This is a genomic window from Paraburkholderia kirstenboschensis (assembly GCF_032806925.1).
Taxonomy (GTDB): domain Bacteria; phylum Pseudomonadota; class Gammaproteobacteria; order Burkholderiales; family Burkholderiaceae; genus Paraburkholderia; species Paraburkholderia kirstenboschensis.
In genome coordinates this window covers 2,678,973-2,700,590 of the sequence record NZ_CP136513.1, presented here as the reverse complement: position 1 = coordinate 2,700,590, position 21,618 = coordinate 2,678,973, and the positions used below count along the sequence as shown (strand labels likewise).

The following is a 21,618-nucleotide window of genomic DNA, read 5'->3' as shown; positions in this document are numbered from 1 at the left end:
TCCGCAAGGCATAAACGGACCTTGAAGCTGCGCGGGCCGCATGCGAATGCTCCCGCGCTGCTTCGATCGCTTTGCATGGGACCTGAGTAAGCGCTGAAGCGCTAACTCGGGCCGACAAGGAGCAAGCAATGGCTGGAATGAAGGAAATTCGCGGCAAGATCAAGAGCGTGCAAAACACGCGCAAGATCACGAAAGCGATGGAGATGGTGGCCGCATCGAAGATGCGCCGCGCTCAGGAGCGCATGCGCGCTGCTCGCCCGTATGCCGACAAGGTCCGCGACATCGCTGCGCACATGAGCCGTGCGAACCCGGAGTATCGTCACCCGTTCATGGTGGCGAACGAAGGCGCGAAGACGGCGGGCATCATCCTCGTCACGACCGATAAGGGTCTGTGCGGGGGCATGAATACCAACGTGCTGCGTTCAGCGCTGCAGAAGTTCAAGGAACTGGAAGGCCAGGGCAAGACGATCGAAGCAACTGCGATCGGCACCAAGGGCTTGGGTTTCCTGAACCGCTTGCGCGCCAAGGTGGTGTCGAATGTCGTGCAGCTGGGCGATACGCCGCATCTGGAAAAGCTGATCGGCGCGGTGAAGGTTCAGCTCGACCTGTACTCGGAAGGCAAGGTTTCGGCGGTGTATCTCGCGTACACGCGCTTCGTCAATACGATGAAGCAGGAGCCGGTGATCGAGCAACTGTTGCCGCTGGCGGCAGATCAATTCGAGCGCAAGGAAGAGCAGGGCGCGACGCCGACCACCCAGTGGGACTACATCTACGAGCCGGATGCACAGGCAGTGGTGGACGAACTGCTGGTGCGTTATGTCGAGGCGCTGGTCTATCAGGCCGTCGCGGAGAACATGGCGTCGGAGCAGTCGGCCCGTATGGTCGCAATGAAGGCCGCTTCGGACAATGCGAAGACGGTCATCAACGAACTGCAGCTTGTTTATAACAAGAGCCGCCAGGCCGCGATCACGAAAGAACTGTCGGAAATCGTCGGTGGCGCGGCGGCCGTCTGACCTTGACGGTCAGGCATGTCGCCTTGCGTGCGCCCGCGTGGCGCACCGTCCAGGCAACCGGTCTGGGCGATCCCATCGAAACAGCGCCTTTGCGCGAGTGAAGAATTGAGTATCTAAAGGAAAAGCGATGAGTACTACTGCTTTGGTAGAAGGCAAGATCGTACAGTGCATCGGCGCGGTGATCGACGTGGAATTCCCGCGTTCGGACATGCCGAAGATTTACGACGCGCTCATTCTCGAAGGTTCGGAACTGACCCTCGAAGTCCAGCAACAGCTGGGCGACGGCGTTGTCCGTACCATCTGTCTGGGTGCATCGGACGGCCTGCGTCGCGGCACGGTCGTGAAGAACACCGGTAACCCGATCAGCGTGCCGGTCGGCAAGCCGACGCTCGGCCGCATCATGGACGTGCTCGGTCGTCCGATCGACGAAGCCGGCCCGATCAACTCGGACGTCGTTCGCGGCATTCACCAGAAGGCTCCGGCGTTCGACGAACTGTCGCCGTCGACCGAACTGCTCGAAACCGGCATCAAGGTTATCGACCTGATCTGCCCGTTTGCCAAGGGCGGTAAGGTGGGTCTGTTCGGTGGCGCCGGCGTCGGCAAGACCGTGAACATGATGGAACTGATCAACAACATCGCTAAGGAACACGGTGGTTACTCCGTGTTCGCCGGTGTTGGCGAGCGTACCCGTGAAGGGAACGACTTCTATCACGAAATGAAGGACTCGAACGTTCTGGACAAGGTCGCGCTGGTGTACGGCCAGATGAACGAGCCGCCGGGCAACCGTCTGCGCGTCGCGCTGACCGGCCTGACGATGGCTGAGCACTTCCGTGACGAAGGCCTCGACGTGCTGTTCTTTGTCGACAACATCTACCGTTTCACGCTGGCCGGTACTGAAGTGTCGGCACTGCTCGGCCGTATGCCGTCGGCAGTGGGCTATCAGCCGACGCTGGCTGAAGAAATGGGCAAGCTGCAAGAGCGTATTACGTCGACCAAGACCGGCTCGATCACGTCGGTTCAGGCCGTGTACGTCCCTGCGGACGACTTGACCGACCCGTCGCCGGCTACGACTTTCGGCCACCTGGACGCAACCGTCGTGCTGTCGCGTGACATCGCTTCGCTGGGTATCTACCCGGCAGTGGACCCGCTCGATTCGACCTCGCGTCAGATCGACCCGCACGTGATCGGGGAAGAGCACTACTCGATCACGCGCAGCGTTCAGCAAACGCTGCAGCGCTACAAGGAACTGCGCGACATTATCGCGATTCTCGGCATGGACGAACTCGCGCCGGAAGACAAGCTCGCCGTGGCGCGCGCTCGTAAGATCCAGCGTTTCCTGTCGCAGCCGTTCCACGTTGCTGAAGTGTTCACGGGCTCGCCGGGCAAGTACGTTCCGCTGAAGGAAACGATCCGCGGCTTCAAGATGATCGTTGAAGGCGAGTGCGACCACCTGCCGGAACAAGCGTTCTACATGGTCGGCACGATCGACGAAGCCTTTGAAAAGGCCAAGAAGATCCAGTAAAGGTCGGGTGTAACGAAGCGGGCGCCGGCCTCGCGCGTGATGACTGCCAAACAGTAGTTGTCCGCAAAGCCGGTGCCTCTCACTACGCTTAACCCAGCCTTGCACGGGGCCAGAGTGAGCGCTAAAGCGCTAACCCTGGTCGCCACAGGAGTCGACACTTATGGCAACCATTAAAGTAGACGTCGTCAGCGCGGAAGAGCAGATCTTCTCGGGCCAGGCGAAGTTCGTCGCGCTGCCGGGCGAAGCAGGTGAACTCGGCATTCTGCCGGGCCACACGCCGCTCATCACGCGGATCCGTCCGGGTGCAGTGCGCATCGAAGCTGAGAACGGTGACGAGGAGTTTGTGTTCGTCGCCGGCGGCATCCTCGAAATCCAGCCGGGTGCAGTGACGGTTCTCGCCGACACGGCAATTCGCGGCAAGGATCTCGACGAAGCCAAGGCCGAAGACGCGCGCAAACGTGCGGAAGAAGCGCTGCAGAACACCGGCTCGAACCTCGAATACGCAACCGCTCAGGCGGAACTGGCGTACGCGACGGCTCAGCTTGCTGCGATCCAGCGTCTGCGCAAGCTGCGCGGTCAGAGCTAAGCAACACGTATCAGAGAAAAGGCAGCCCGCGTGGCTGCTTTTTTTTGGCCTTCACTTGACGTTTACGGAAAGGTCAGCGAGATTGTGAGGCCGTCCCGGCGAAGGCAAAGAACTGACAGCCGTCCAATACACCGGGCCGCTGAGGGTAAGACTTGATGCCGTACGGGCACGCGCCGGTGGCACAATCGATTTCAAATTCATTTCAGTAGGGCGATCTGCTCACGGAGACAGCACCATGGCAACGCAAGTGTCAGGCGAAGGCGCAATCATCGAACCGAAAGACGGACTTTCGTACGTCCGCGGATCGACAGACATTCCGTTGAGCGAAGCGACCATCGGCGAGTTTTTGCGCGGCACCGCCGAGCGCTTTCCCGACCGGCCTGCGGTGGTTTTTCGTGAGCAGCGTATCCGGTGGACCTGGAAAGAGTTCGCCGAAGAAGTCGACATATTAGCCGCCGGCTTCCTGGCACTAGGCATTGTGAAGGGCGACCGCGTCGGCATCTGGTCGCCGAACCGGGTCGAGTGGCTGCTGACGCAGTTCGCGACCGCGCGCATCGGGGCAGTGCTGGTCAACATCAACCCGGCCTACCGGCTCGCGGAGTTGGAGTACGCGTTGAACAAGGTGGGCTGCAAGGCGATTGTCGCGGCGGAGCGCTTCAAGACGTCGATGTACCTCGAAATGCTGCAGCAACTCGCGCCCGAGCTTGCGACGCACGCGCCCGGCGATCTGCACGCGGCACGACTGCCTGATCTGCGCTACGTGATTCGCATGTGCGACACGGAAACGCCCGGAATGCTCACGTTCTCGGACGTCATTGAGCAGGGACGCGCAACCCTCGACGTCGCAAAGCTCGACGAAATCGGCGCGACGCTCTCGTGCCACGAGGCGATCAATATTCAGTTCACCAGCGGTACGACGGGCAATCCGAAGGGGGCGACGCTCACGCATAGCAACGTGGTCAACAACGCGCGCTATATCGCGATGGCCATGAACCTGAGCGAGCAGGACGCGCTGTGCATTCCCGTGCCGCTCTATCACTGCTTCGGCATGGTGCTCGCGGTCCTCGCGTGCGTCTCGGTGGGCGCCAACATGGTGTTTCCAGGCGAGGCTTTCGACCCCACCGCGACACTCGCGGCCGTCGCGCAAGAGCAGTGCACGGCGCTGCATGGCGTGCCCACCATGTTCATAGCCGAACTGGATCACCCGGACTTTGCCTCCTACGACCTCTCACGCCTGCGCACTGGCATCATGGCGGGCTCGCCGTGCCCGATCGAGACGATGAAGAAAGTCGTGTCGAAAATGCACCTCAACGAAATCACGATCGCGTACGGCATGACGGAGACAAGCCCTGTCTCGTTCCAAAGTTCGACCACCGACCCGCTCGACAAGCGCACCACCACCGTGGGTCGCATTCAACCGCATCTCGAGGTGAAAATTGTCGATCCGCTAGGCAACATCGTGCCGGTGGGCGAGACCGGCGAGCTGTGCACGCGCGGCTATTCGGTAATGCAAGGCTATTGGCGCGACGAGGCGAAAACGCGTGAAAGTATCGAGGTCGGCTGGATGCGAACCGGCGACCTCGCTACGCTCGACGCCGAGGGCTATTGCAACATCGTCGGTCGTCTCAAGGACATGCTGATTCGTGGCGGCGAGAACATCTATCCGCGCGAGATCGAGGAGTTTCTTTTCCGCCACCCGAAGATCCAGAGCGTGCAGGTGTTCGGCGTACCGGACAGCAGATACGGCGAAGAGGTGTGCGCGTGGGTAGTGCTTCGTCCAGGCGAACAGGCGACAGCTGAAGAGATCCAGCAGTTCTGCAACGGTCAGATAGCGCATTACAAGGTGCCGAAGTACATCCGCTTCGTCGACGAGCTACCGATGACGGTGACAGGCAAAGTGCAGAAGTTCGTCATGCGTGAGCGCATGATCAGCGAACTGAAGTTGCAGGAAGGGAAGACGGCCTGACGTGCCTCGCCCGAGGCATGACGGCGGCAGTGCGAGGCTGCTGGCTTGCGAGCGGCTCGCGCACGTCGGTGAGGCCCACGGCAACTGTCGCATATACCGCGAAACCGCAAATTGCGCCCAAAAGCATGTAAAACATGCCATCTTGCAGTGCGCAAACGTTTGGCTGGACGAAAAAAAAAGCGGGCCTGGAGCCCGCTAAAAACCACACGCTACGGGGTTAGCGCGAGGAGACCAATGTAGGAACCGACTGAGACGACGACCCGGCGTCGACTACGGTCCCAGCAGGGATGCCCCTTCACAGGGCTTCGGCCTAAGCCGACCGGCAAGTGCATCGTATCCGCTCACACCATGCACGCAGCCACATCCGTGTTGAAACCGTTGAGGGCATTGTGGGCGAATAAACAAAGGAGCGCCGTAACAAAGTGTTTCAGGTTGTAACGCCCGCCAGATAAGGCGTTGCGGGATTAATTGCGGAATTCAAGCGATCAAACCGTAATATATACCGATGACTGTGCGTCAATTTAATACGACCGTTTAATGATATTCGCGAAGCATAGCGCCGCATAAAGCGTTAAGTCGATTCCGCATGAAATAGTTGTGCGTTCATCTTTCTGACAATAAACCGTTATTGTTACAACCGGTTCCCGGCGCGCAGAGATTCGCATGCAGTCAGTAACAGAGCTGAGTGCGACGCAATAAACGTCGCACAAGCTTTACGAATGTAAGGGCCGGTTCACGCGTTGGCCGGGTTTTCGCCTTTATTTGACGTTCGCCCGGCTTTTTCGAGCCGCGTTACATGATGCGGCCGGTAAACGGTTTGCTTTACAGCGGCGCGGCCGCGGATCTTTCGCTGATTACGCCGAGAAAGAGCGCGGCCGTGCGGCGTGGCTCACTTGAGCCACTTGTCCAGTACAGCCTGATATTCGCCTGTCGCCCGCGCGAAATGCAGCCACTGATCGACGTACTGTTGAAACGCCACATCGCCGCGAGGCAACAGCCACGCTTTTTCGCCATACTGGAACGGCTTGTCGGGATGCACCGCGCACAGGCCGGGATTGAGCTTTTGCTGCAGCAGGGTTTCGGACGCGTCGGTCACCATCACATCCGCCTTAGCGGCAGCGATCTGCTTGAAGATCGTCACGTTGTCCGGATAGACAGTCATCGAGGCGTGAGATAAGAACTGCTTTGCGAAACGTTCGTTCGTACCGCCCGGGTTGACGATCACACGCGTTCCCGGCTGGTCGATCTGCGCGACGGTCTGGTATTTGTCGACGTCGTCGCATCGGACAATTGGCGTCTTGCCGTCGACCATAAACGCCTGGGTGAAGAAGGCTCGCTTTTGCCGGTCCAGCGTCGGCGAAACGCCGCCCACGCCGATGTCGCATTTGGCGACGAAGTCGTTCATCAGATTCGACCACGAGGTCTTGACGAATTCCGCTTTGACGCCGAGCGATTTAGCGAGCGATTCGGTCATATCGATGTCGATCCCTTCGAACTGACCGTCTCCCTTATAGGACGAGTGCGGTTTGTAGTCGCCGGTCGTGCATGCGCGCAACGTGCCGCGGGCGGAGATTTCGTCGAGCCGGGAAGATGTCGCGGTTGGGGCCGATGCTTGCGCCTGCGCCGCGCCGGTGTGCATGAGAACGCCTGACAGGACGCCGAGCAATGCGAGTGCTGCCTTATTCATTGAGTCTCCGTGCTTGTAGGTTGTTATGGTTAAGCCGCTGCATAATAGCCGGGAGTTTTTCGCTTGAACATTGGCCGTTTGACCAGGTTGCGCCGCTGCCGCCTGGCTGAGAAAATGGGTTTCAAACCGTTCGCGAATCACAGTTATTGGCCGCATCAAGCGGGATGCGGCGCGCGCCGTCCGGTAAAATGCCCCTTTGCTCTTAGTCGCACGCAACGTGGCCCATAAACTCCTGAACGACACCTTCCTGCGCGCGCTGCTGCGCCAGCCCACTGACTACACGCCTGTCTGGCTGATGCGGCAGGCGGGTCGTTACCTGCCGGAATACAACGCCACGCGGGCTCGCGCTGGCAGCTTCCTCGGACTGGCCAAGAACCCCGCGTTCGCAACGGAAGTCACGTTGCAGCCGCTCGAGCGCTACCCGCTCGACGCCGCGATTCTGTTCTCCGACATTCTCACCGTGCCCGACGCAATGGGCCTCGGTCTGGAGTTCGTCACGGGCGAGGGGCCGACGTTTGCGCGCCCTGTGCGCACTGAAGACGACGTAGCGCGACTCGCGGTGCCCGACATCGACGCCACGCTGCGCTATGTAACCGACGCAGTGCGCGAGATTCGCACTGCGCTCACCGACGCTCAAGGGCGTCAACGCGTGCCGCTGATCGGGTTCTCGGGCAGCCCGTGGACGTTGGCGTGCTACATGGTCGAGGGCGGCGGCTCGGCGGACTTCCGCACGGTCAAGTCCATGCTGTACGCGCGTCCTGATCTGATGCATCGCATCCTCGAAATCAACGCGAATTCGGTTGCCGCTTATCTGAACGCACAGATCGAAGCGGGCGCCCAGGCCGTCATGATTTTCGACACGTGGGGCGGTGCGCTCGCGGACGGCGCCTATCAGCGCTTCTCCCTGCACTATGTTCAGCAGGTCGTAAATCAATTGAATCGCGAGCACGACGGCGAAAAAGTGCCGGTGATCACGTTCACGAAGGGCGGTGGCCTGTGGCTGGACGAGATTGCAGACACTGGCGTGGACGCCGTCGGTCTCGACTGGACGGTCAACCTGCGTAAGGCGCGCGAGCGGGTAGGCGCGAAGGTGGCTTTGCAGGGCAATATCGATCCGTCCGTGTTGTTCGCGCCGCCAGCTTCTATTCGCATCGAAGCGCGCGCCGTGCTGGACAGCTTCGGAAATTATCCGGGTCACGTCTTCAACCTCGGTCACGGCATCTCGCAATTCACGCCGCCGGAAAACGTTGCCGAGCTCGTCGACGAAGTGCATCGTCATAGTCGCGCCATTCGTAGCGGCGCGCATGCACCGACTTAATGCTGTAAAACATACCGTTTTATGCTGCGACGCAGCGCGGTGGGCTCTGCCACTCAGGAAAAATTCGCACTGCGCGGGCCGTCCGGCGGTGGTCTCGCAGTTGTCAAGACTTGACTTATACACATTTATCACGCTGCGGCGCGGTAGAAGCTTTAGTCCTGTCCTGACCCTTGCAGAGTGCGCGTACATTTGATCTCAGCCTTATCTGGCAAGGGTTTCACGGCTTCCCAAAGAAGTGTGCGGAACCCCACAGAACGCCGCTGCGACGCGGTTTCCGGGCTTTCAAAGCGAAGTTCTCAACAAAGTTATCCACAGGCAGTCGGGGTCGAGAGCAATTGTTCAGCGGAATCCAAAACTTAGCGCCGAAATCGAAGTTTTACTTTAACTTCGGCGACGTGCTTCAGAGCGGTGCGATCTTGACTGCAAGCTGCGGCGCAATGACGCGACTTGCCTTTCCCAGCATCCGCGCAGCCGAATGAGCGAAGCGTTCGTCCGCGTCGCACTGGATCACCCGCTGCCGATCCTGTTCGATTACCGCTGCGATTCATCGCAGTCTCCCGTGCCCGGAACGCTCGTCAGTGTGCCGTTCGGCAAACGCGACGTGGTCGGGCTCGTGTGCGAAGTAACCGCTCACAGCGAGGTCCCCGCCGATCGCCTTCGGCCGGTGAATCGCGTTTGCACCGCGTGCCCGCCGCTGTCGGCCGAATGGCTCGCACTTGCTGCTTTTGCTGCCGATTACTATCAACGTGGACTTGGCGAAGTGGCGTTACCGGCGCTGCCCCAAGCGCTGCGCGACGCCTCGCGCTGGTCACGGCTGCTCGCGCCGGAAGAGCGCTACGGGCTAACGCCGGAAGGCCGCGCGGCCTTGCCCGAGGTCCTACCCGCGCGCGCCAGTGCACTGCGAAGCCTTGCGCAGGCGCTTGCCGCCAGCGAGTTCCTGAGTGCCGCCGACGCCCGCGGTCTGCACCCTAAGGCCATCGCAACGCTCGCCGCATGGCAAGCCGAGGGCTGGGTTGCGCTCGATGTGGTCGATGCCGCCACCGTGCCGCCCGCCGCCGCAGCCACGGCGGTGCCTGCGCAGACGCTTCCGACGCTCACCGATGAACAAGCCGCCGCCGTCGAAGCGATTCGCGACGCACACGGCTTCGCGCCGTTCCTGTTGCATGGCGTGACCGGCAGCGGCAAGACGGAAGTCTATCTACGCGCGCTCGCCGAGATTCTTGCCGCCAATGCAGACGCGCAAGCGCTCGTGCTGGTGCCAGAAATCAATCTGACGCCGCAGTTCGAAGCGGCTTTCCGCGCGCGCTTCGCGGCGCTCGCGGACACGGCCATCGTCACACTGCACAGCGGTCTTGCTGAGGGTGAGCGCGCGCGCAACTGGTTCGCGGCGCATGCGGGCCACGCGCGGATCGTGCTGGGCACGCGCCTCGCGGTGCTCGCGTCGCTGCCGCGGCTCGCCATTATCGTCGTCGATGAAGAGCACGATCCGGCTTATAAGCAGCAGGAAGGGCTGCGCTACTCGGCGCGCGATCTGGCCATCTATCGCGCGAAGCAGCTTGGCTTGCCGGTCGTGCTGGGATCGGCCACACCGTCGCTCGAAAGCTGGTGGCAGGCGGATCAGGGGCGCTATAAGCGGCTCACCTTGTCGCGCCGCGCGGTCGCCGATGCGGTGCTGCCCACCGTGCGCCTGATCGATCTCGAGGACGAGCGGCGGCGTGGACGTGCTTCGGTGGAAGGATTGTCCGGCCCATTGATTGCCGCGCTGAAGACGCGGCTCGAGCGCGGTGAACAGAGTCTCGTGTTTCTGAACCGCCGTGGCTACGCGCCGCAGCTTGCTTGCGATGCCTGCGGATGGGTCGCCGGTTGTCCGCGCTGCAGCGCGTATGTGGTTCTGCATAAGCCGGAGCGGGCGCTGCGCTGTCATCACTGCGGTTGGGAGTCGCGCATTCCGCGCTCATGTCCCGAGTGCGGCAATGTCGACATTGCACCGATGGGCCGCGGCACGCAGCGCGTCGAAGAAACGCTAGCGAGCGCGGTGCCTGGCGCCCGCGTGCTGCGCATCGACGCCGACAGCACGCGCCGCAAAGGCAGCGCGCAGGCGCTCTTTTCAGATGTGCATGCGGGCGAAGTCGACATTCTGGTCGGCACGCAGATGATCGCAAAGGGCCACGACTTTCAGCGCGTTTCGCTAGTTGGCGTGCTGAATGCCGACACCGCGCTGTTTTCCCACGACTTTCGAGCAAGCGAACGCCTCTTCGCACAACTGATGCAGGTGAGCGGCCGCGCCGGCCGTGCCGGTTTGCCAGGTGAGGTGCTGGTGCAGACGCGTTACCCGCGCCATGCGCTTTATCACGCGCTCGGGCGTCACGATTACGTCGGCTTTGCCAATTCGACGCTGGCCGAGCGGCGCGACGCGCATTTGCCGCCGTTCGTTTATCAGGCGTTACTGAGGGCGGAGGGCCGCACGCTCGAAGCTGCGCTCGCTTTCCTGCAGCAGGCCGCGGCTGAGCTGACGGGCATTGCAGCCGCCGAACGAGTGACCGTCTACGACGCAGTGCCGCTCACCATCGTCAAGGTGATGCACGTGCACCGCGCGCAGTTGCTGATCGAAAGTGCCTCGCGCGCGGCGCTGCAGGCCACGTTGCGTGCGTGGCAGCCGTTGCTGCGCGGTTTGAAGGGCGTGCTGCGCTGGAACCTCGAAGTCGATCCGCTCGATATTTGAGCCGGTATGCCTGCTTCCGCTTTGCGTCGGCGCGGCTCAACAAACCATCAATATCGACAGCGGCTGCGCGCGCTCCGGGCACGCGCTCGCACCGTATTCGAATAGCTTGCGGCGGGAGCCGCGGCGCGCGTGGCTGTCCGTGTACCCAAGACTGCCGATGCCCGCGACGAAGCGTGCGCGCCGCGTGCCGCGAGTTGCCGATAGCGTGCGGAAGATCTGTAGTCGCTGGAACAAAGCATGGTGGATCTCACAGTGTTCACTTCTTCACTTCCCGACAGCAACGGCGGGCAAACCTCACGAACGCGCCGCAAACCCGCGCCCGACACGCGTGGCAAGACAGGCAGCCACACACCGCCTAGCCAATCGCCCCGCCGCTGCGCTTAATCGTTCAATGCCGCTTGCGCGTCGCCGGCTGACGCAGCCGAGGTCGTACGTCCCCGATCTTCGGGCGCCTTACGTTTGTCGGAGCCGCCCGTAGCGCCGCGGATAAACAGCACAGCGCAGGTTGCGCACATCGCCCAGATGCCCAATACGATCAGCCACTTTTCCATTTCGCCTGTCCTCACCCCGTACCGTTCTTATGCGCGCATGACGCCGCGCCGCTATGTCCTCTATAACGGCGCGCCCGCCGGTTTGATAAGGGCTCGAAGAAAAGAAATCAGGCCAGGGAAAATACCGATCCTTACCGACGTTGGCAGCCGCGCGGCCACTCGGCGCAAAGCCCCGACAGATAAGGGATAGACCGAGGTGCAACCGTTTATCACTCTCGGTTGCACCTTTTTATTGGGAGGGGTACGATTCGCCCAACTTTTGTCTTTCACCAGCATTTCGTCTGGCATTCGAAGAAGGAAACATGGCTAGCACCACCCTTGGCGTCAAGGTCGACGACCTCCTGCGTTCCCGGCTGAGAGATGCCGCCACTCGCCTCGAACGCACTCCGCACTGGCTGATCAAGCAGGCGATTTTCGCGTACCTCGAGAAGATCGAGCAGGGTCAACTGCCGCCGGAATTGTCGGGCGCGGCAGGTTCTGCCGACATGGCCGACGGCGCGTCGGTCGAACAGGACGAGGACGGTGCGGCGCACCCGTTCCTCGACTTCGCGCAGAACGTGCAACCGCAATCGGTGCTGCGCGCGGCAATCACGGCGGCATATCGTCGGCCGGAGCCGGAATGCGTGCCGTTCCTGCTGGGTCAGGCGCGCTTGCCGGCCAACCTCGCGGGCGACGTGCAAGCGCTCGCTGCGAAGCTCGTCGAGACGCTGCGCGGCAAGAGCAAGGGCGGCGGCGTCGAAGGGCTGATCCACGAATTCTCGCTGTCGAGCCAGGAAGGTGTTGCACTGATGTGCCTCGCCGAAGCCTTGCTGCGCATTCCCGATCGCGCGACGCGCGACGCGCTGATCCGCGACAAGATCAGCAAGGGCGACTGGAAATCGCACGTCGGTCAGGCGCCGTCGCTGTTCGTCAACGCCGCGACATGGGGCTTGATGATCACCGGCAAGCTGGTTACGACCAACAGCGAGACGAACCTCTCGTCGGCGCTCACGCGGCTGATTGGCAAGGGCGGCGAGCCGCTGATCCGCAAGGGCGTGGACATGGCGATGCGCCTGATGGGCGAGCAGTTCGTCACTGGCGAGAATATTTCCGAAGCGCTGGCGAACAGCCGCAAATACGAAGCGCGCGGTTTCCGCTACTCGTATGACATGCTCGGCGAAGCGGCCACGACCGAAGCGGACGCGCAGCGCTACTACGCGTCGTATGAGCAGGCGATCCACGCAATCGGCAAGGCTGCTGGCGGCCGCGGGATCTACGAAGGTCCGGGCATCTCGATCAAGCTCTCCGCACTGCATCCGCGTTACTCGCGCTCGCAACAGGAGCGCACGATGAGCGAGTTGCTGCCGCGCGTTCGCTCGCTTGCGATCCTCGCACGCCGTTACGACATCGGCCTGAATATCGACGCCGAAGAAGCCGACCGCCTCGAAATCTCGCTGGATCTGCTTGAAGCGCTGTGCTTCGATCCGGAGCTCGCCGGTTGGAACGGTATCGGCTTTGTGGTGCAGGCTTATCAGAAGCGCTGCCCGTTCGTGATCGAATACATCGTCGACCTCGCGCGCCGCAGCCGTCACCGCATCATGGTGCGCCTCGTGAAGGGTGCGTACTGGGACACCGAAATCAAGCGTGCGCAAGTGGACGGCCTCGAAGGCTATCCGGTCTACACGCGCAAGATCTATACGGACGTGTCGTATCTCGCCTGCGCAAAGAAGCTGCTCGGCGCGCCCGACGCGGTGTACCCGCAATTCGCCACGCACAACGCGCACACGCTGTCGGCGATTTATCACCTCGCGGGCAACAACTACTATCCCGGTCAGTACGAGTTTCAGTGTCTGCACGGCATGGGCGAGCCGCTTTACGAAGAAGTGACAGGCCCGCTGTCCGCCGGAAAGCTGAACCGTCCGTGCCGCGTGTATGCACCGGTCGGCACGCACGAAACGCTGCTCGCGTATCTCGTGCGACGTCTGCTGGAGAACGGCGCTAACACGTCGTTCGTGAATCGCATCGCCGATGAAAACGTCGCGATCCAGGATCTCATCGCCGATCCGGTCGAAGAAGCGTCGAAGATCGTTCCGCTCGGCGCGCCGCACGCAAAGATTCCACTGCCGCGCAATCTGTACGGCGCGGAGCGTCTCAATTCGATGGGTCTCGATCTGTCGAACGAGCATCGTCTGGCGTCGCTGTCGTCGGCGTTGCTGGCGAGCGCGAATCATCCGTGGCGCGCCGCGCCGATGCTCGCCGACGATCAGATCGCCTTGGGCAATGCGCGCGACGTGCGCAACCCGGCGGATCATCGCGACCTCGTCGGCACGGTTGTCGAAGCGGGCGCGGAACATGTGAGCGCCGCATTGACGCACGCGGTTGCCACCGCGCCGATCTGGCAGGCAACCCCGGTGGAAGCACGAGCCGATTGCCTCGCGCGTGCCGCCGATCTGCTCGAAGCGCAGATGCATACGCTGATGGGCCTCGTGGTGCGCGAAGCGGGCAAATCGCTCGCCAACGCGGTGTCGGAAATCCGCGAAGCGATCGACTTCCTGCGCTACTACTCGACCCAGATTCGCAGCGAGTTTTCGAACGACACGCATCGTCCGCTTGGACCTGTCGTCTGTATCAGCCCGTGGAATTTCCCGCTCGCGATTTTCATGGGCCAGGTGGCCGCCGCGCTCGCAGCCGGCAACACCGTGCTCGCGAAGCCGGCTGAGCAAACGCCGCTGATCGCCGCTCAAGCCGTGCGCATTCTGCGCGAAGCCGGTGTACCAGCCGGCGCCGTGCAACTGCTGCCGGGCGACGGCGAAACGGTCGGTGCCGCGCTGGTCGCCGACCCGCGCACGCGTGCGGTGATGTTCACCGGTTCGACCGAAGTCGCGCGTCTCATCAACAAGACGCTCTCGGGCCGTCTCGATCCGGAAGGCAAACCGATTCCGCTGATCGCCGAAACAGGTGGTCAGAACGCGATGATCGTCGATTCGTCGGCGCTCGCTGAACAGGTGGTGGCGGACGTGATGCAGTCGTCGTTCGATTCGGCCGGTCAACGTTGTTCGGCGCTGCGCGTTCTCTGTTTGCAGGATGACGTTGCGGACCGCACGCTGGAAATGCTGACAGGGGCAATGCGCGAACTGACGGTCGGCAATCCCGATCGCCTGTCGACCGACGTCGGCCCGGTGATCGACGTTGACGCGAAGCGCGGCATCGACGCGCATGTCGCGGCGATGCGTGAGAAGGGCCGCAAGGTCGAGCAACTGCCGATGCCGGAGGGCTGTGCACAAGGCACGTTCGTGCCGCCGACGCTGATCGAACTCGACAGCATCGACGAATTGAAGCGCGAAGTGTTCGGGCCAGTGTTGCATGTGGTGCGTTACCGCCGCAGCCAGCTCGACACGCTGCTCGAGCAGATCCGCACGACGGGCTATGGCCTGACGCTCGGCATCCATACGCGCATCGACGAAACCATCGCTCACGTGATCAGCCGCGCGCATGTCGGCAACATTTATGTGAATCGCAACGTGATCGGCGCGGTGGTCGGCGTGCAGCCGTTCGGCGGCGAAGGTTTGTCGGGCACTGGGCCAAAGGCCGGCGGCGCGTTGTATCTGCAGCGTCTGCTCGCGACGCGTCCGGCGGGCTTGCCGAAGTCGCTCGCGCAGGCGCTGATCGTAGATGTACCGCAAGCAGCAGAAAAAGGCGACAATCCGTCCGCCGCGCTGACGGCGTTGCGCGACTGGCTGATTGCGGAGCGCGAGCCTCAACTTGCTGCGCGTTGCGACGGTTATCTGTCGCATATGCCGGCTGGCGCCACCGCGGTGTTGTCGGGGCCGACTGGCGAGCGCAACACTTACACGCTGGGTGCGCGCGGCACGGTGCTGTGCATTGCGTCGACCGCGAGCGGTGCGCGCGCGCAGTTTGCCGCCGTGCTGGCTACGGGAAATCGAGCGTTGTTCGAAGGCGCCGCTGGTGAACAATTGGTGGCGCAGTTGCCCGCGTCGCTGAAGTCTTATGCGAGCGTGCGCAAGAACGCGGAGACGCCGTTCGACGCCGTATTGTTCGAAGGCGACAGCGACGAATTGCTGACGCTCGTGAAGGAAGTCGCGAAGCGTCCGGGACCCATTGTGTCGGTGCAAGGCGTCGCGTCGCGCGCGTTGGAGAGCGGCGACGAAGACTACGCGCTCGAGCGTCTGTTGACGGAGCGCTCGGTCAGCGTGAATACGGCAGCTGCGGGCGGTAATGCGAATTTGATGACGATCGGTTGAGCGAACTTGATCGATTACTGGCAAGAAAACGCCGGGCCGCCCCAAGTTTTCTTGCGCCCCCTCGGGGGGCCTGGCGCGATGCGCCAGGATTTGGGGGCGGTCATTAGAACGGAAGCGGTAACGGCGATCCCGAAAGCCGCTCCATCCACACCTGGTACCAAGGAGAAGATATGCAACACAAGATGACACAGCTGGCAGGCGCAGCGCTGGTTGCGGCGATGTCGCTGGCGGGGACGGCCAACGCTCAATCGACAGACGACGTGAAGATTGGTTTCGCCGGTCCGATGACGGGCGCGCAGGCGCACTACGGCAAAGACTTCCAGAACGGCATCACACTGGCTGTGGAAGACATGAACGCGACGAAGCCGGTGATCGGCGGCAAGCCGGTTCGCTTCGTGCTCGACTCGGCAGACGACCAGGCTGACCCGCGCACCGGCACCACCGTCGCGCAGAAGCTGGTGGACGACGGCATCAAGGGCATGCTCGGCCACTTCAACTCGGGCACCACGATTCCCGCTTCGCGCATCTACGCGAATGCTGGCATTCCCGAAATCGCGATGGCAACGGCGCCTGAATACACGCAACAAGGTTTCAAGACCACGTTCCGCATGATGACGTCCGACACGCAGCAAGGTTCGGTCGCGGGCACGTTCGCGGTCAAGACGCTTGGCGTCAAGAAGATCGTGATCGTCGACGACCGCACGGCTTACGGCCAGGGTCTGGCGGACCAGTTCGAAAAGGCGGCGAAGGCAGCGGGCGGCACGATCGTCGATCGTGAATACACGAACGACAAGGCCGTGGACTTCAAGTCGATCCTGACCAAGCTGAAGGCGGCCAATCCGGACCTGATCTATTACGGCGGCGCGGATTCGCAAGCGGCACCGATGGTCAAGCAGATGAAGGCACTCGGCATCAAGGCGCCGCTGATGGGCGGCGAAATGGTTCACACGCCGACGTTCATCCAGATCGCGGGTGACGCGGCGAACGGCACGGTGGCATCGCTCGCCGGCCTTCCGCTGGAAGAAATGCCGGGCGGCAAGGACTACGTCGCCAAGTACAAGAAGCGCTTCAACGAAGACGTGCAAACGTACTCTCCGTACGCTTACGACGGCGCAATGGCAATGTTCGCGGCAATGAAGAAGGCAAACTCGACCGATCCGGCCAAGTACCTGCCGGTGCTCGCGAAGACGTCGATGCCGGCTGTGACGTCGTCGAACCTCTCGTACGACGCCAAGGGTGATCTGAAGAACGGCGGCATCACGCTCTACAAGGTTGTCGACGGCAAGTGGACGACGCTACAAAGCGTGGGCGGCAAGTAAGCTTTTCCTTGCAGATCGGCTCGATGTTGAGAACCCCGCTTCGGCGGGGTTTTTTTATGGCCTTTCGTACCGGGCGCTTTTCCGCCGCACCGTTGCCCTTACTCGCCGCGCAACTTTCTCCCCTGCTCCCGGATCTGCTCGAGCGTCGCACCCGGCGTGCTCGCCTCCTGCGGCATGCGGATCTCGATCACCGCCGCGCGCTTCGCTTCAAGTGAGCGCTGCAACGCCGGCAGAAACTCTTCAGTGCGTTCCACCGTCTCGCCATGCGCGCCGAACGATCGCGCAAATGCCGCGAAGTCCGGATTCGTGAGCCCAGTGCCGTGCACGCGATTCGGATAGTGCCGCTCCTGATGCATGCGGATCGTGCCGAAGTGACCGTTGTTGACGACGATGAACAGCACATGCAGGTCGTATTGCATCGCCGTTGCGAGTTCTTGCGCGGCCATCATGAAGCAGCCGTCGCCGGCCAGCGCGACCACCGCGCGCTGCGGATACAGCGACTTCGCCGCGATCGCCGCCGGCACGCCGTAGCCCATCGCGCCACTCGTAGGCGCAAGTTGCGAGCGGTATTGACGATACGAAAAATGCCGATGCAACCACGTCGCGTAGTTGCCGGCGCCGTTCGTCAGTATTGCGTCATCCGGAAGATGCGCGCGAAGTTGCTGGATCACTTCGCCCATTTGTACGTCGCCGGGAATCGGCCGGGGTTTGCGCCAGTCGAGATATGCGCGATGCGCTTCTTCCGCTGCGCCCGCCCAAGTCAGCTTTCCGGCAGACGGTTCCAACGCCGCGAGCGCCGCCGCAAGTTCCGGCATGCCGGAGACGATCGGCAGATCGGCGGCGTACACCCGCCCCAGCTCTTCCGCGCCCTGGTGCACGTGAACCAGTGTCTGCTTCGTCTTGGGAATGTCGAGCAACGTATAGCCGTTCGTCGTGGCTTCGCCGAGGCGAGGACCAAGCGCGAGCAACAGGTCGGCATCGCGAATACGCTGGGCCAGAGCCGGATTGATGCCGAGCCCCACATCGCCGGCATAGTTCGGATGCTCGTTGTCGAGCGTGTCCTGAAAGCGGAACGCGAGGCCGATCGGCAATTGCCAGTTCTCGGCGAAGCGTTGCAAGTCCGCACAGGCCGCGGTCGTCCACCCGCTTCCGCCTGCAATCACCATTGGCCGTTGCGCGCTCTCCAGCAATTCGCGCAGCTTGCCGATCTGCGCGGTTGAAGGCGACGCGGCCACACGCTGATAACGAGGCGCGCCCGGTACGGCGTCGCATGCATCGCTCAGCACGTCTTCGGGTAAGGACAGCACCACGGGCCCCGGCCGGCCGGAAGTCGCCGTGTGAAACGCATGGCTCAGATATTCGGGAATGCGCCGGGGGTCGTCTATCTGCGCGACCCATTTCGCCATCTGACCGAACATGCGCCGATAGTCGATCTCCTGGAAAGCCTCGCGATCGAGATGCTCGCGCGCGCACTGACCGATGAGCAGGATCATCGGCGTGGAGTCCTGAAACGCGGTGTGCACGCCAATCGATGCATGCGTCGCACCCGGTCCTCGCGTGACGAGCGCGACCCCCGGGCGTCCGGTCAGCTTGCCGATCGCTTCCGCCATGTTCGCGGCCGCCGCTTCGTGACGGCAGACAATGGTCTGAATGCGCTCCGTTTCGTCGTGCAATGAATCGAGCACTGCGAGAAAACTCTCGCCGGGCACACAGAAAACACGTTCGACACCGTGCGTGAGCAAAGCGTCGACAACAAGGCGCGCGCCAGTGGTTCGAGCGGCGGCAAAATCGGAAACGGGAGCATTCGGCTGCGACATTGCGATGAGGCCTCCAGGCAGTGCATGAGTGCGGTTGCGTCCGCCTCGACTGCATGGTCAGCCGACCGGCGCCCCGACAGCTTACGCTGGGAGCACGCTCAGTGTCACGGCGCAGCGCAATGCGCGCTCGTGCAGCGGGCGCAACCTGCAGACGCGCAAACAAAAAACGCGGACCACAGGGCCCGCGTTTCGTCCACCTGGCACACGCCGCGTTTGCCGATCAGCAATCAGCACCGGGCATCATGCAGTCAACCATCAGCATTCGACGATATTCACCGCCAACCCGCCGCGCGACGTTTCCTTGTACTTCGTCTTCATATCCGCGCCGGTTTCGCGCATGGTCTTGATGACCGAATCGAGCGACACGTAATGGCTGCCGTCGCCACGCAGGGCCATGCGCGCCGCGTTGACCGCCTTCACCGACGCCATCGCATTGCGCTCGATGCACGGAATCTGCACCATGCCGCCAACCGGATCGCACGTCAGTCCGAGGTTGTGCTCCATGCCGATTTCCGCTGCGTTTTCGACCTGCTTCGGCGTGCCACCCATCACGGCGGCGAGTGCGCCCGCAGCCATCGAGCACGCGACGCCTACCTCGCCCTGACAGCCCACTTCCGCGCCGGATATCGACGCGTTCAGCTTGTACAGAATGCCGATCGCGGCCGCCGTCATCAGGAAGTCGATCACGCCTTGCTGGTTCGAGCCGGGCATGAAGCGCGTGTAGTAATGCAGCACGGCGGGAATAATGCCGGCCGCGCCGTTGGTGGGCGCGGTGACGACGCGGCCGCCAGCGGCGTTTTCTTCGTTGACCGCGATTGCGTAGAGATTGATCCAGTCGATCATCGACAGCGGATCGCGCAGCGCAAGCTCAGGGTTGCCCGACAGCGCTCGATATAGCTGGGGCGCGCGGCGCTTCACCTGGAACGGGCCGGGCAGGTTGCCGTCCGCATCCGGATTGTTGATGCCGCAGCCCCGCGACACGCACGACTGCATCACGTCCCAGATCTTCAGGAGACCCGCACGCGTCTCTTCTTCGGTGTGCCAGACGCGCTCGTTTTCCCACATCAATTGCGCGATGCTTTTGCCGGTCGATCCGCACAGCGCGAGCAACTCGTTGCCGGTGCGAAAGGGGTGCGGCAATTGATCGACGGCGGCAAGGACCTTGGTGTTCGGCGCGCCGGCCGTCACCACGAAGCCGCCGCCCACCGACAGATACGTCGACTCCCGCAGCGTCTCGCCTTGCGCGTCGAACGCGCGTAGCTTGAGCCCGTTCGGATGTTCGGGCAGCGCTTGCCGGTAGAACGAGATGTGATCCTTTTGCACGAACGGCACTTCATGCGTGCCGAGCAACGCGAGCTTGCGCGTGGTGCGCACCGCTTGGAGACGTTGCGCGATCGTGTCGGGATCGACCGTGTCGGGCGCGTCGCCCATCAGGCCGAGCATTACGCCGCGATCCGTGCCGTGCCCTTTGCCTGTTGCGCCGAGCGACCCGTAAAGATCGACTTTCACCGACGCCGTGTTCGGCAGCAGCCCATCGCGTTCGAGCCCTTGGGCGAACATCAGCGCCGCGCGCATCGGCCCGACCGTATGCGAACTTGACGGACCAATGCCGATTTTAAAGAGATCGAACACGCTGACTGCCATTACTGCTCCCTGCTGATGAAAGTTGGTTTAGCGCGCCGGCATCGGCAAACACACGGCGAGCCACGCGGGTGGCGTCGGCGCGAGCTGCAGCGCGATCGGCGTATAGCGTCCGTCGAGACGCGCCGCCAGATGAAACAGTTCCGTCGCGTTCTTCGGATCCCACTGACCCGAGTAACCGGGCAAGCCGGCTTCGCGACGTTTTGCGTCGAACGCGACGCTCGAATGCACGAATTCCTCATGCGTCTTGCTGCCCGCCGCATACGGGGCCAGCCAGTTGAGCGCGGCTTGCAGCGACGCGCCGTTCGCGCCCTTCTCCGGCAGCCAGTTGCGATTGTGGCGGCGGGCGGCAAGCGCGGCGGTCACGAGCGGCTGCAGATCGTAAGTGACATAGTGCAGCGCGTCACGTTCGCTGAAATCGATCGTGGAACCGTCCGGCTCGATGTTGTCGCCGATATGCTCGGCAAAGAGACGCTGCGCCGCATTGATCATCTTGCGGTTGTCGAGCGTGAAGGCGGCCATCGCTATCAGTTTGATCCGGTGACTTTGCCAGTTGTTCCGGTAGGTGCCTTTCAAAGGACGCGGCTGGTCGTCGATCTCCGCGATGTAGCCGTTCGCGAGCTTCGTGAGAAACGCCATTGACGCGTTGCGCGTTTTCACAGGCAGCGCACTCGCGGTCATGTCATACGCGAGGATCAGCCCTTCGAAGTGCGTTTCGTCGATTGGATTGAAACTCGGCTGATAGGTCGTGACCCATGCGTACAGCAAACGGTCGACGAGCTTGAGATACCGGTCGTCGCTGGTGGCGCGCCATGCGAGCGCGGCGTCGCGCAGCAGATCGAGATCCTTTTCCGCCTCGACGCTCTGGTCGTAGATGCCCTCGTGCGGCAGCGTGCCTTCCGTGTGCAGTTTGGCTTGCGCGTGAGGCTTGTCGCCCAGATGCGCGAGCACATTGCTCACCAATGCCTTGACGCCGGGATCGGCGTTCGTGCGCTCGCTGGTTTGCCAGGCGGGCGCAGCGCAAAAATTCATCGCCGCCTGCGCGTGGCGAAGCGGCAGCAACACGGCCGCGCCGGCAAGCAGGCATGCGCAGGCGTGCCGCCACGTTGGTACTCGCGTTGCCTCGGCTGGGCTTTGCATCAATCGCACCTTTCGCACCATGCGAAACTCCTCGTTGGGCTGATTCGGTGTGTGATGTTAGCCGTTTGCGGCCTCCAGCGACAGAACCGCGCACC

General features: G+C 62.4%; 13 protein-coding genes. 8 read left to right on the top strand and 5 right to left on the bottom strand.

The features are described 5' to 3' along the window. The first annotated feature begins 128 nt into the window (after positions 1 to 128). The 4 genes from atpG (at position 129) to RW095_RS34780 (ending at position 5,087) form a co-directional block, all read left to right on the top strand. Complete coding sequence (gene atpG, locus RW095_RS34795) at positions 129 to 1,013, top strand: F0F1 ATP synthase subunit gamma (RefSeq protein ID WP_317020328.1); 885 nt, start codon at positions 129 to 131, stop codon at positions 1,011 to 1,013. Positions 1,014 to 1,140: 127 nt separating this feature from the next. Next, entirely contained in the window at positions 1,141 to 2,535 is a 1,395-nt protein-coding gene (atpD, locus tag RW095_RS34790; RefSeq protein WP_128584478.1) for a F0F1 ATP synthase subunit beta, read from the top strand. Positions 2,536 to 2,695: 160 nt separating this feature from the next. Then, positions 2,696 to 3,121, top strand: a complete 426-nt coding sequence (locus RW095_RS34785) for a F0F1 ATP synthase subunit epsilon (protein ID WP_027799204.1) — start codon at positions 2,696 to 2,698, stop codon at positions 3,119 to 3,121. Between the two features lie 235 nt (positions 3,122 to 3,356). Further along, a complete protein-coding gene (locus tag RW095_RS34780) occupies positions 3,357 to 5,087 on the top strand; it encodes an AMP-binding protein (protein ID WP_317020327.1) in 1,731 nt (576 codons plus the stop codon). A gap of 889 nt (positions 5,088 to 5,976) precedes the next feature. Here the strand turns inward: RW095_RS34780 and RW095_RS34775 are convergent. Then, positions 5,977 to 6,774 carry a transporter substrate-binding domain-containing protein gene (locus tag RW095_RS34775; RefSeq protein WP_317020326.1) on the bottom strand — a complete coding sequence of 266 codons (798 nt, stop codon included), beginning with the start codon at positions 6,772 to 6,774 and terminating at the stop codon, positions 5,977 to 5,979. 217 nt (positions 6,775 to 6,991) lie between these two features. Between RW095_RS34775 and hemE the strand changes: the two genes are divergently transcribed. Both hemE and RW095_RS34765 read left to right on the top strand, forming a co-directional pair. After that, positions 6,992 to 8,092 carry a uroporphyrinogen decarboxylase gene (hemE, locus tag RW095_RS34770; RefSeq protein ID WP_317020325.1) on the top strand — a complete coding sequence of 367 codons (1,101 nt, stop codon included), beginning with the start codon at positions 6,992 to 6,994 and terminating at the stop codon, positions 8,090 to 8,092. Positions 8,093 to 8,567: 475 nt separating this feature from the next. Continuing rightward, positions 8,568 to 10,814 (top strand): primosomal protein N', encoded by a 2,247-nt coding sequence (locus RW095_RS34765; protein ID WP_317020324.1) that lies wholly within the window; start codon positions 8,568 to 8,570, stop codon positions 10,812 to 10,814. Between the two features lie 380 nt (positions 10,815 to 11,194). Here the strand turns inward: RW095_RS34765 and RW095_RS34760 are convergent, their stop codons facing one another. Beyond that, on the bottom strand, positions 11,195 to 11,365 hold the full coding sequence (locus tag RW095_RS34760; RefSeq protein ID WP_317020323.1) for a hypothetical protein: 171 nt from the start codon (positions 11,363 to 11,365) through the stop codon (positions 11,195 to 11,197). 302 nt (positions 11,366 to 11,667) lie between these two features. On the opposite strand from RW095_RS34760, the gene putA reads away from it, so the two are divergent. Together putA and RW095_RS34750 are read left to right on the top strand one after the other, a co-directional pair. Next, positions 11,668 to 15,606, top strand: a complete 3,939-nt coding sequence (putA, locus tag RW095_RS34755) for a trifunctional transcriptional regulator/proline dehydrogenase/L-glutamate gamma-semialdehyde dehydrogenase (protein ID WP_317020322.1) — start codon at positions 11,668 to 11,670, stop codon at positions 15,604 to 15,606. Positions 15,607 to 15,776: 170 nt separating this feature from the next. After that, complete coding sequence (locus tag RW095_RS34750) at positions 15,777 to 16,925, top strand: branched-chain amino acid ABC transporter substrate-binding protein (protein ID WP_027776926.1); 1,149 nt, start codon at positions 15,777 to 15,779, stop codon at positions 16,923 to 16,925. Between the two features lie 98 nt (positions 16,926 to 17,023). Here RW095_RS34750 and RW095_RS34745 read toward each other — a convergent pair whose 3' ends face one another. The 3 genes from RW095_RS34745 to RW095_RS34735 form a co-directional block, all read right to left on the bottom strand. Beyond that, complete coding sequence (locus RW095_RS34745; protein ID WP_317020321.1) at positions 17,024 to 18,742, bottom strand: thiamine pyrophosphate-binding protein; 1,719 nt, start codon at positions 18,740 to 18,742, stop codon at positions 17,024 to 17,026. Between the two features lie 255 nt (positions 18,743 to 18,997). Next, on the bottom strand, positions 18,998 to 20,386 hold the full coding sequence (locus RW095_RS34740; protein ID WP_317020320.1) for an L-serine ammonia-lyase: 1,389 nt from the start codon (positions 20,384 to 20,386) through the stop codon (positions 18,998 to 19,000). 27 nt (positions 20,387 to 20,413) lie between these two features. Continuing rightward, the gene (locus RW095_RS34735; RefSeq protein WP_317020319.1) at positions 20,414 to 21,544 is read right to left on the bottom strand and encodes an alginate lyase family protein; all 1,131 of its coding nucleotides are present in this window, start codon (positions 21,542 to 21,544) and stop codon (positions 20,414 to 20,416) included. Positions 21,545 to 21,618: the final 74 nt, after the last annotated feature.

Bases quoted from the DNA above. Each gene is read 5' to 3' on its own strand.
- atpG (WP_317020328.1), top strand. From the start codon at position 129: ATGGCTGGAATGAAGGAAATTCGCGGCAAGATCAAGAGCGTGCAAAAC.
- RW095_RS34745 (WP_317020321.1), bottom strand. From the start codon at position 18,742: ATGTCGCAGCCGAATGCTCCCGTTTCCGATTTTGCCGCCGCTCGAACC.
- RW095_RS34765 (WP_317020324.1), top strand. From the start codon at position 8,568: ATGAGCGAAGCGTTCGTCCGCGTCGCACTGGATCACCCGCTGCCGATC.
- RW095_RS34760 (WP_317020323.1), bottom strand. From the start codon at position 11,365: ATGGAAAAGTGGCTGATCGTATTGGGCATCTGGGCGATGTGCGCAACC.
- RW095_RS34740 (WP_317020320.1), bottom strand. From the start codon at position 20,386: ATGGCAGTCAGCGTGTTCGATCTCTTTAAAATCGGCATTGGTCCGTCA.
- RW095_RS34750 (WP_027776926.1), top strand. From the start codon at position 15,777: ATGCAACACAAGATGACACAGCTGGCAGGCGCAGCGCTGGTTGCGGCG.
- RW095_RS34775 (WP_317020326.1), bottom strand. From the start codon at position 6,774: ATGAATAAGGCAGCACTCGCATTGCTCGGCGTCCTGTCAGGCGTTCTC.
- putA (WP_317020322.1), top strand. From the start codon at position 11,668: ATGGCTAGCACCACCCTTGGCGTCAAGGTCGACGACCTCCTGCGTTCC.
- RW095_RS34780 (WP_317020327.1), top strand. From the start codon at position 3,357: ATGGCAACGCAAGTGTCAGGCGAAGGCGCAATCATCGAACCGAAAGAC.
- RW095_RS34785 (WP_027799204.1), top strand. From the start codon at position 2,696: ATGGCAACCATTAAAGTAGACGTCGTCAGCGCGGAAGAGCAGATCTTC.
- atpD (WP_128584478.1), top strand. From the start codon at position 1,141: ATGAGTACTACTGCTTTGGTAGAAGGCAAGATCGTACAGTGCATCGGC.
- RW095_RS34735 (WP_317020319.1), bottom strand. From the start codon at position 21,544: ATGGTGCGAAAGGTGCGATTGATGCAAAGCCCAGCCGAGGCAACGCGA.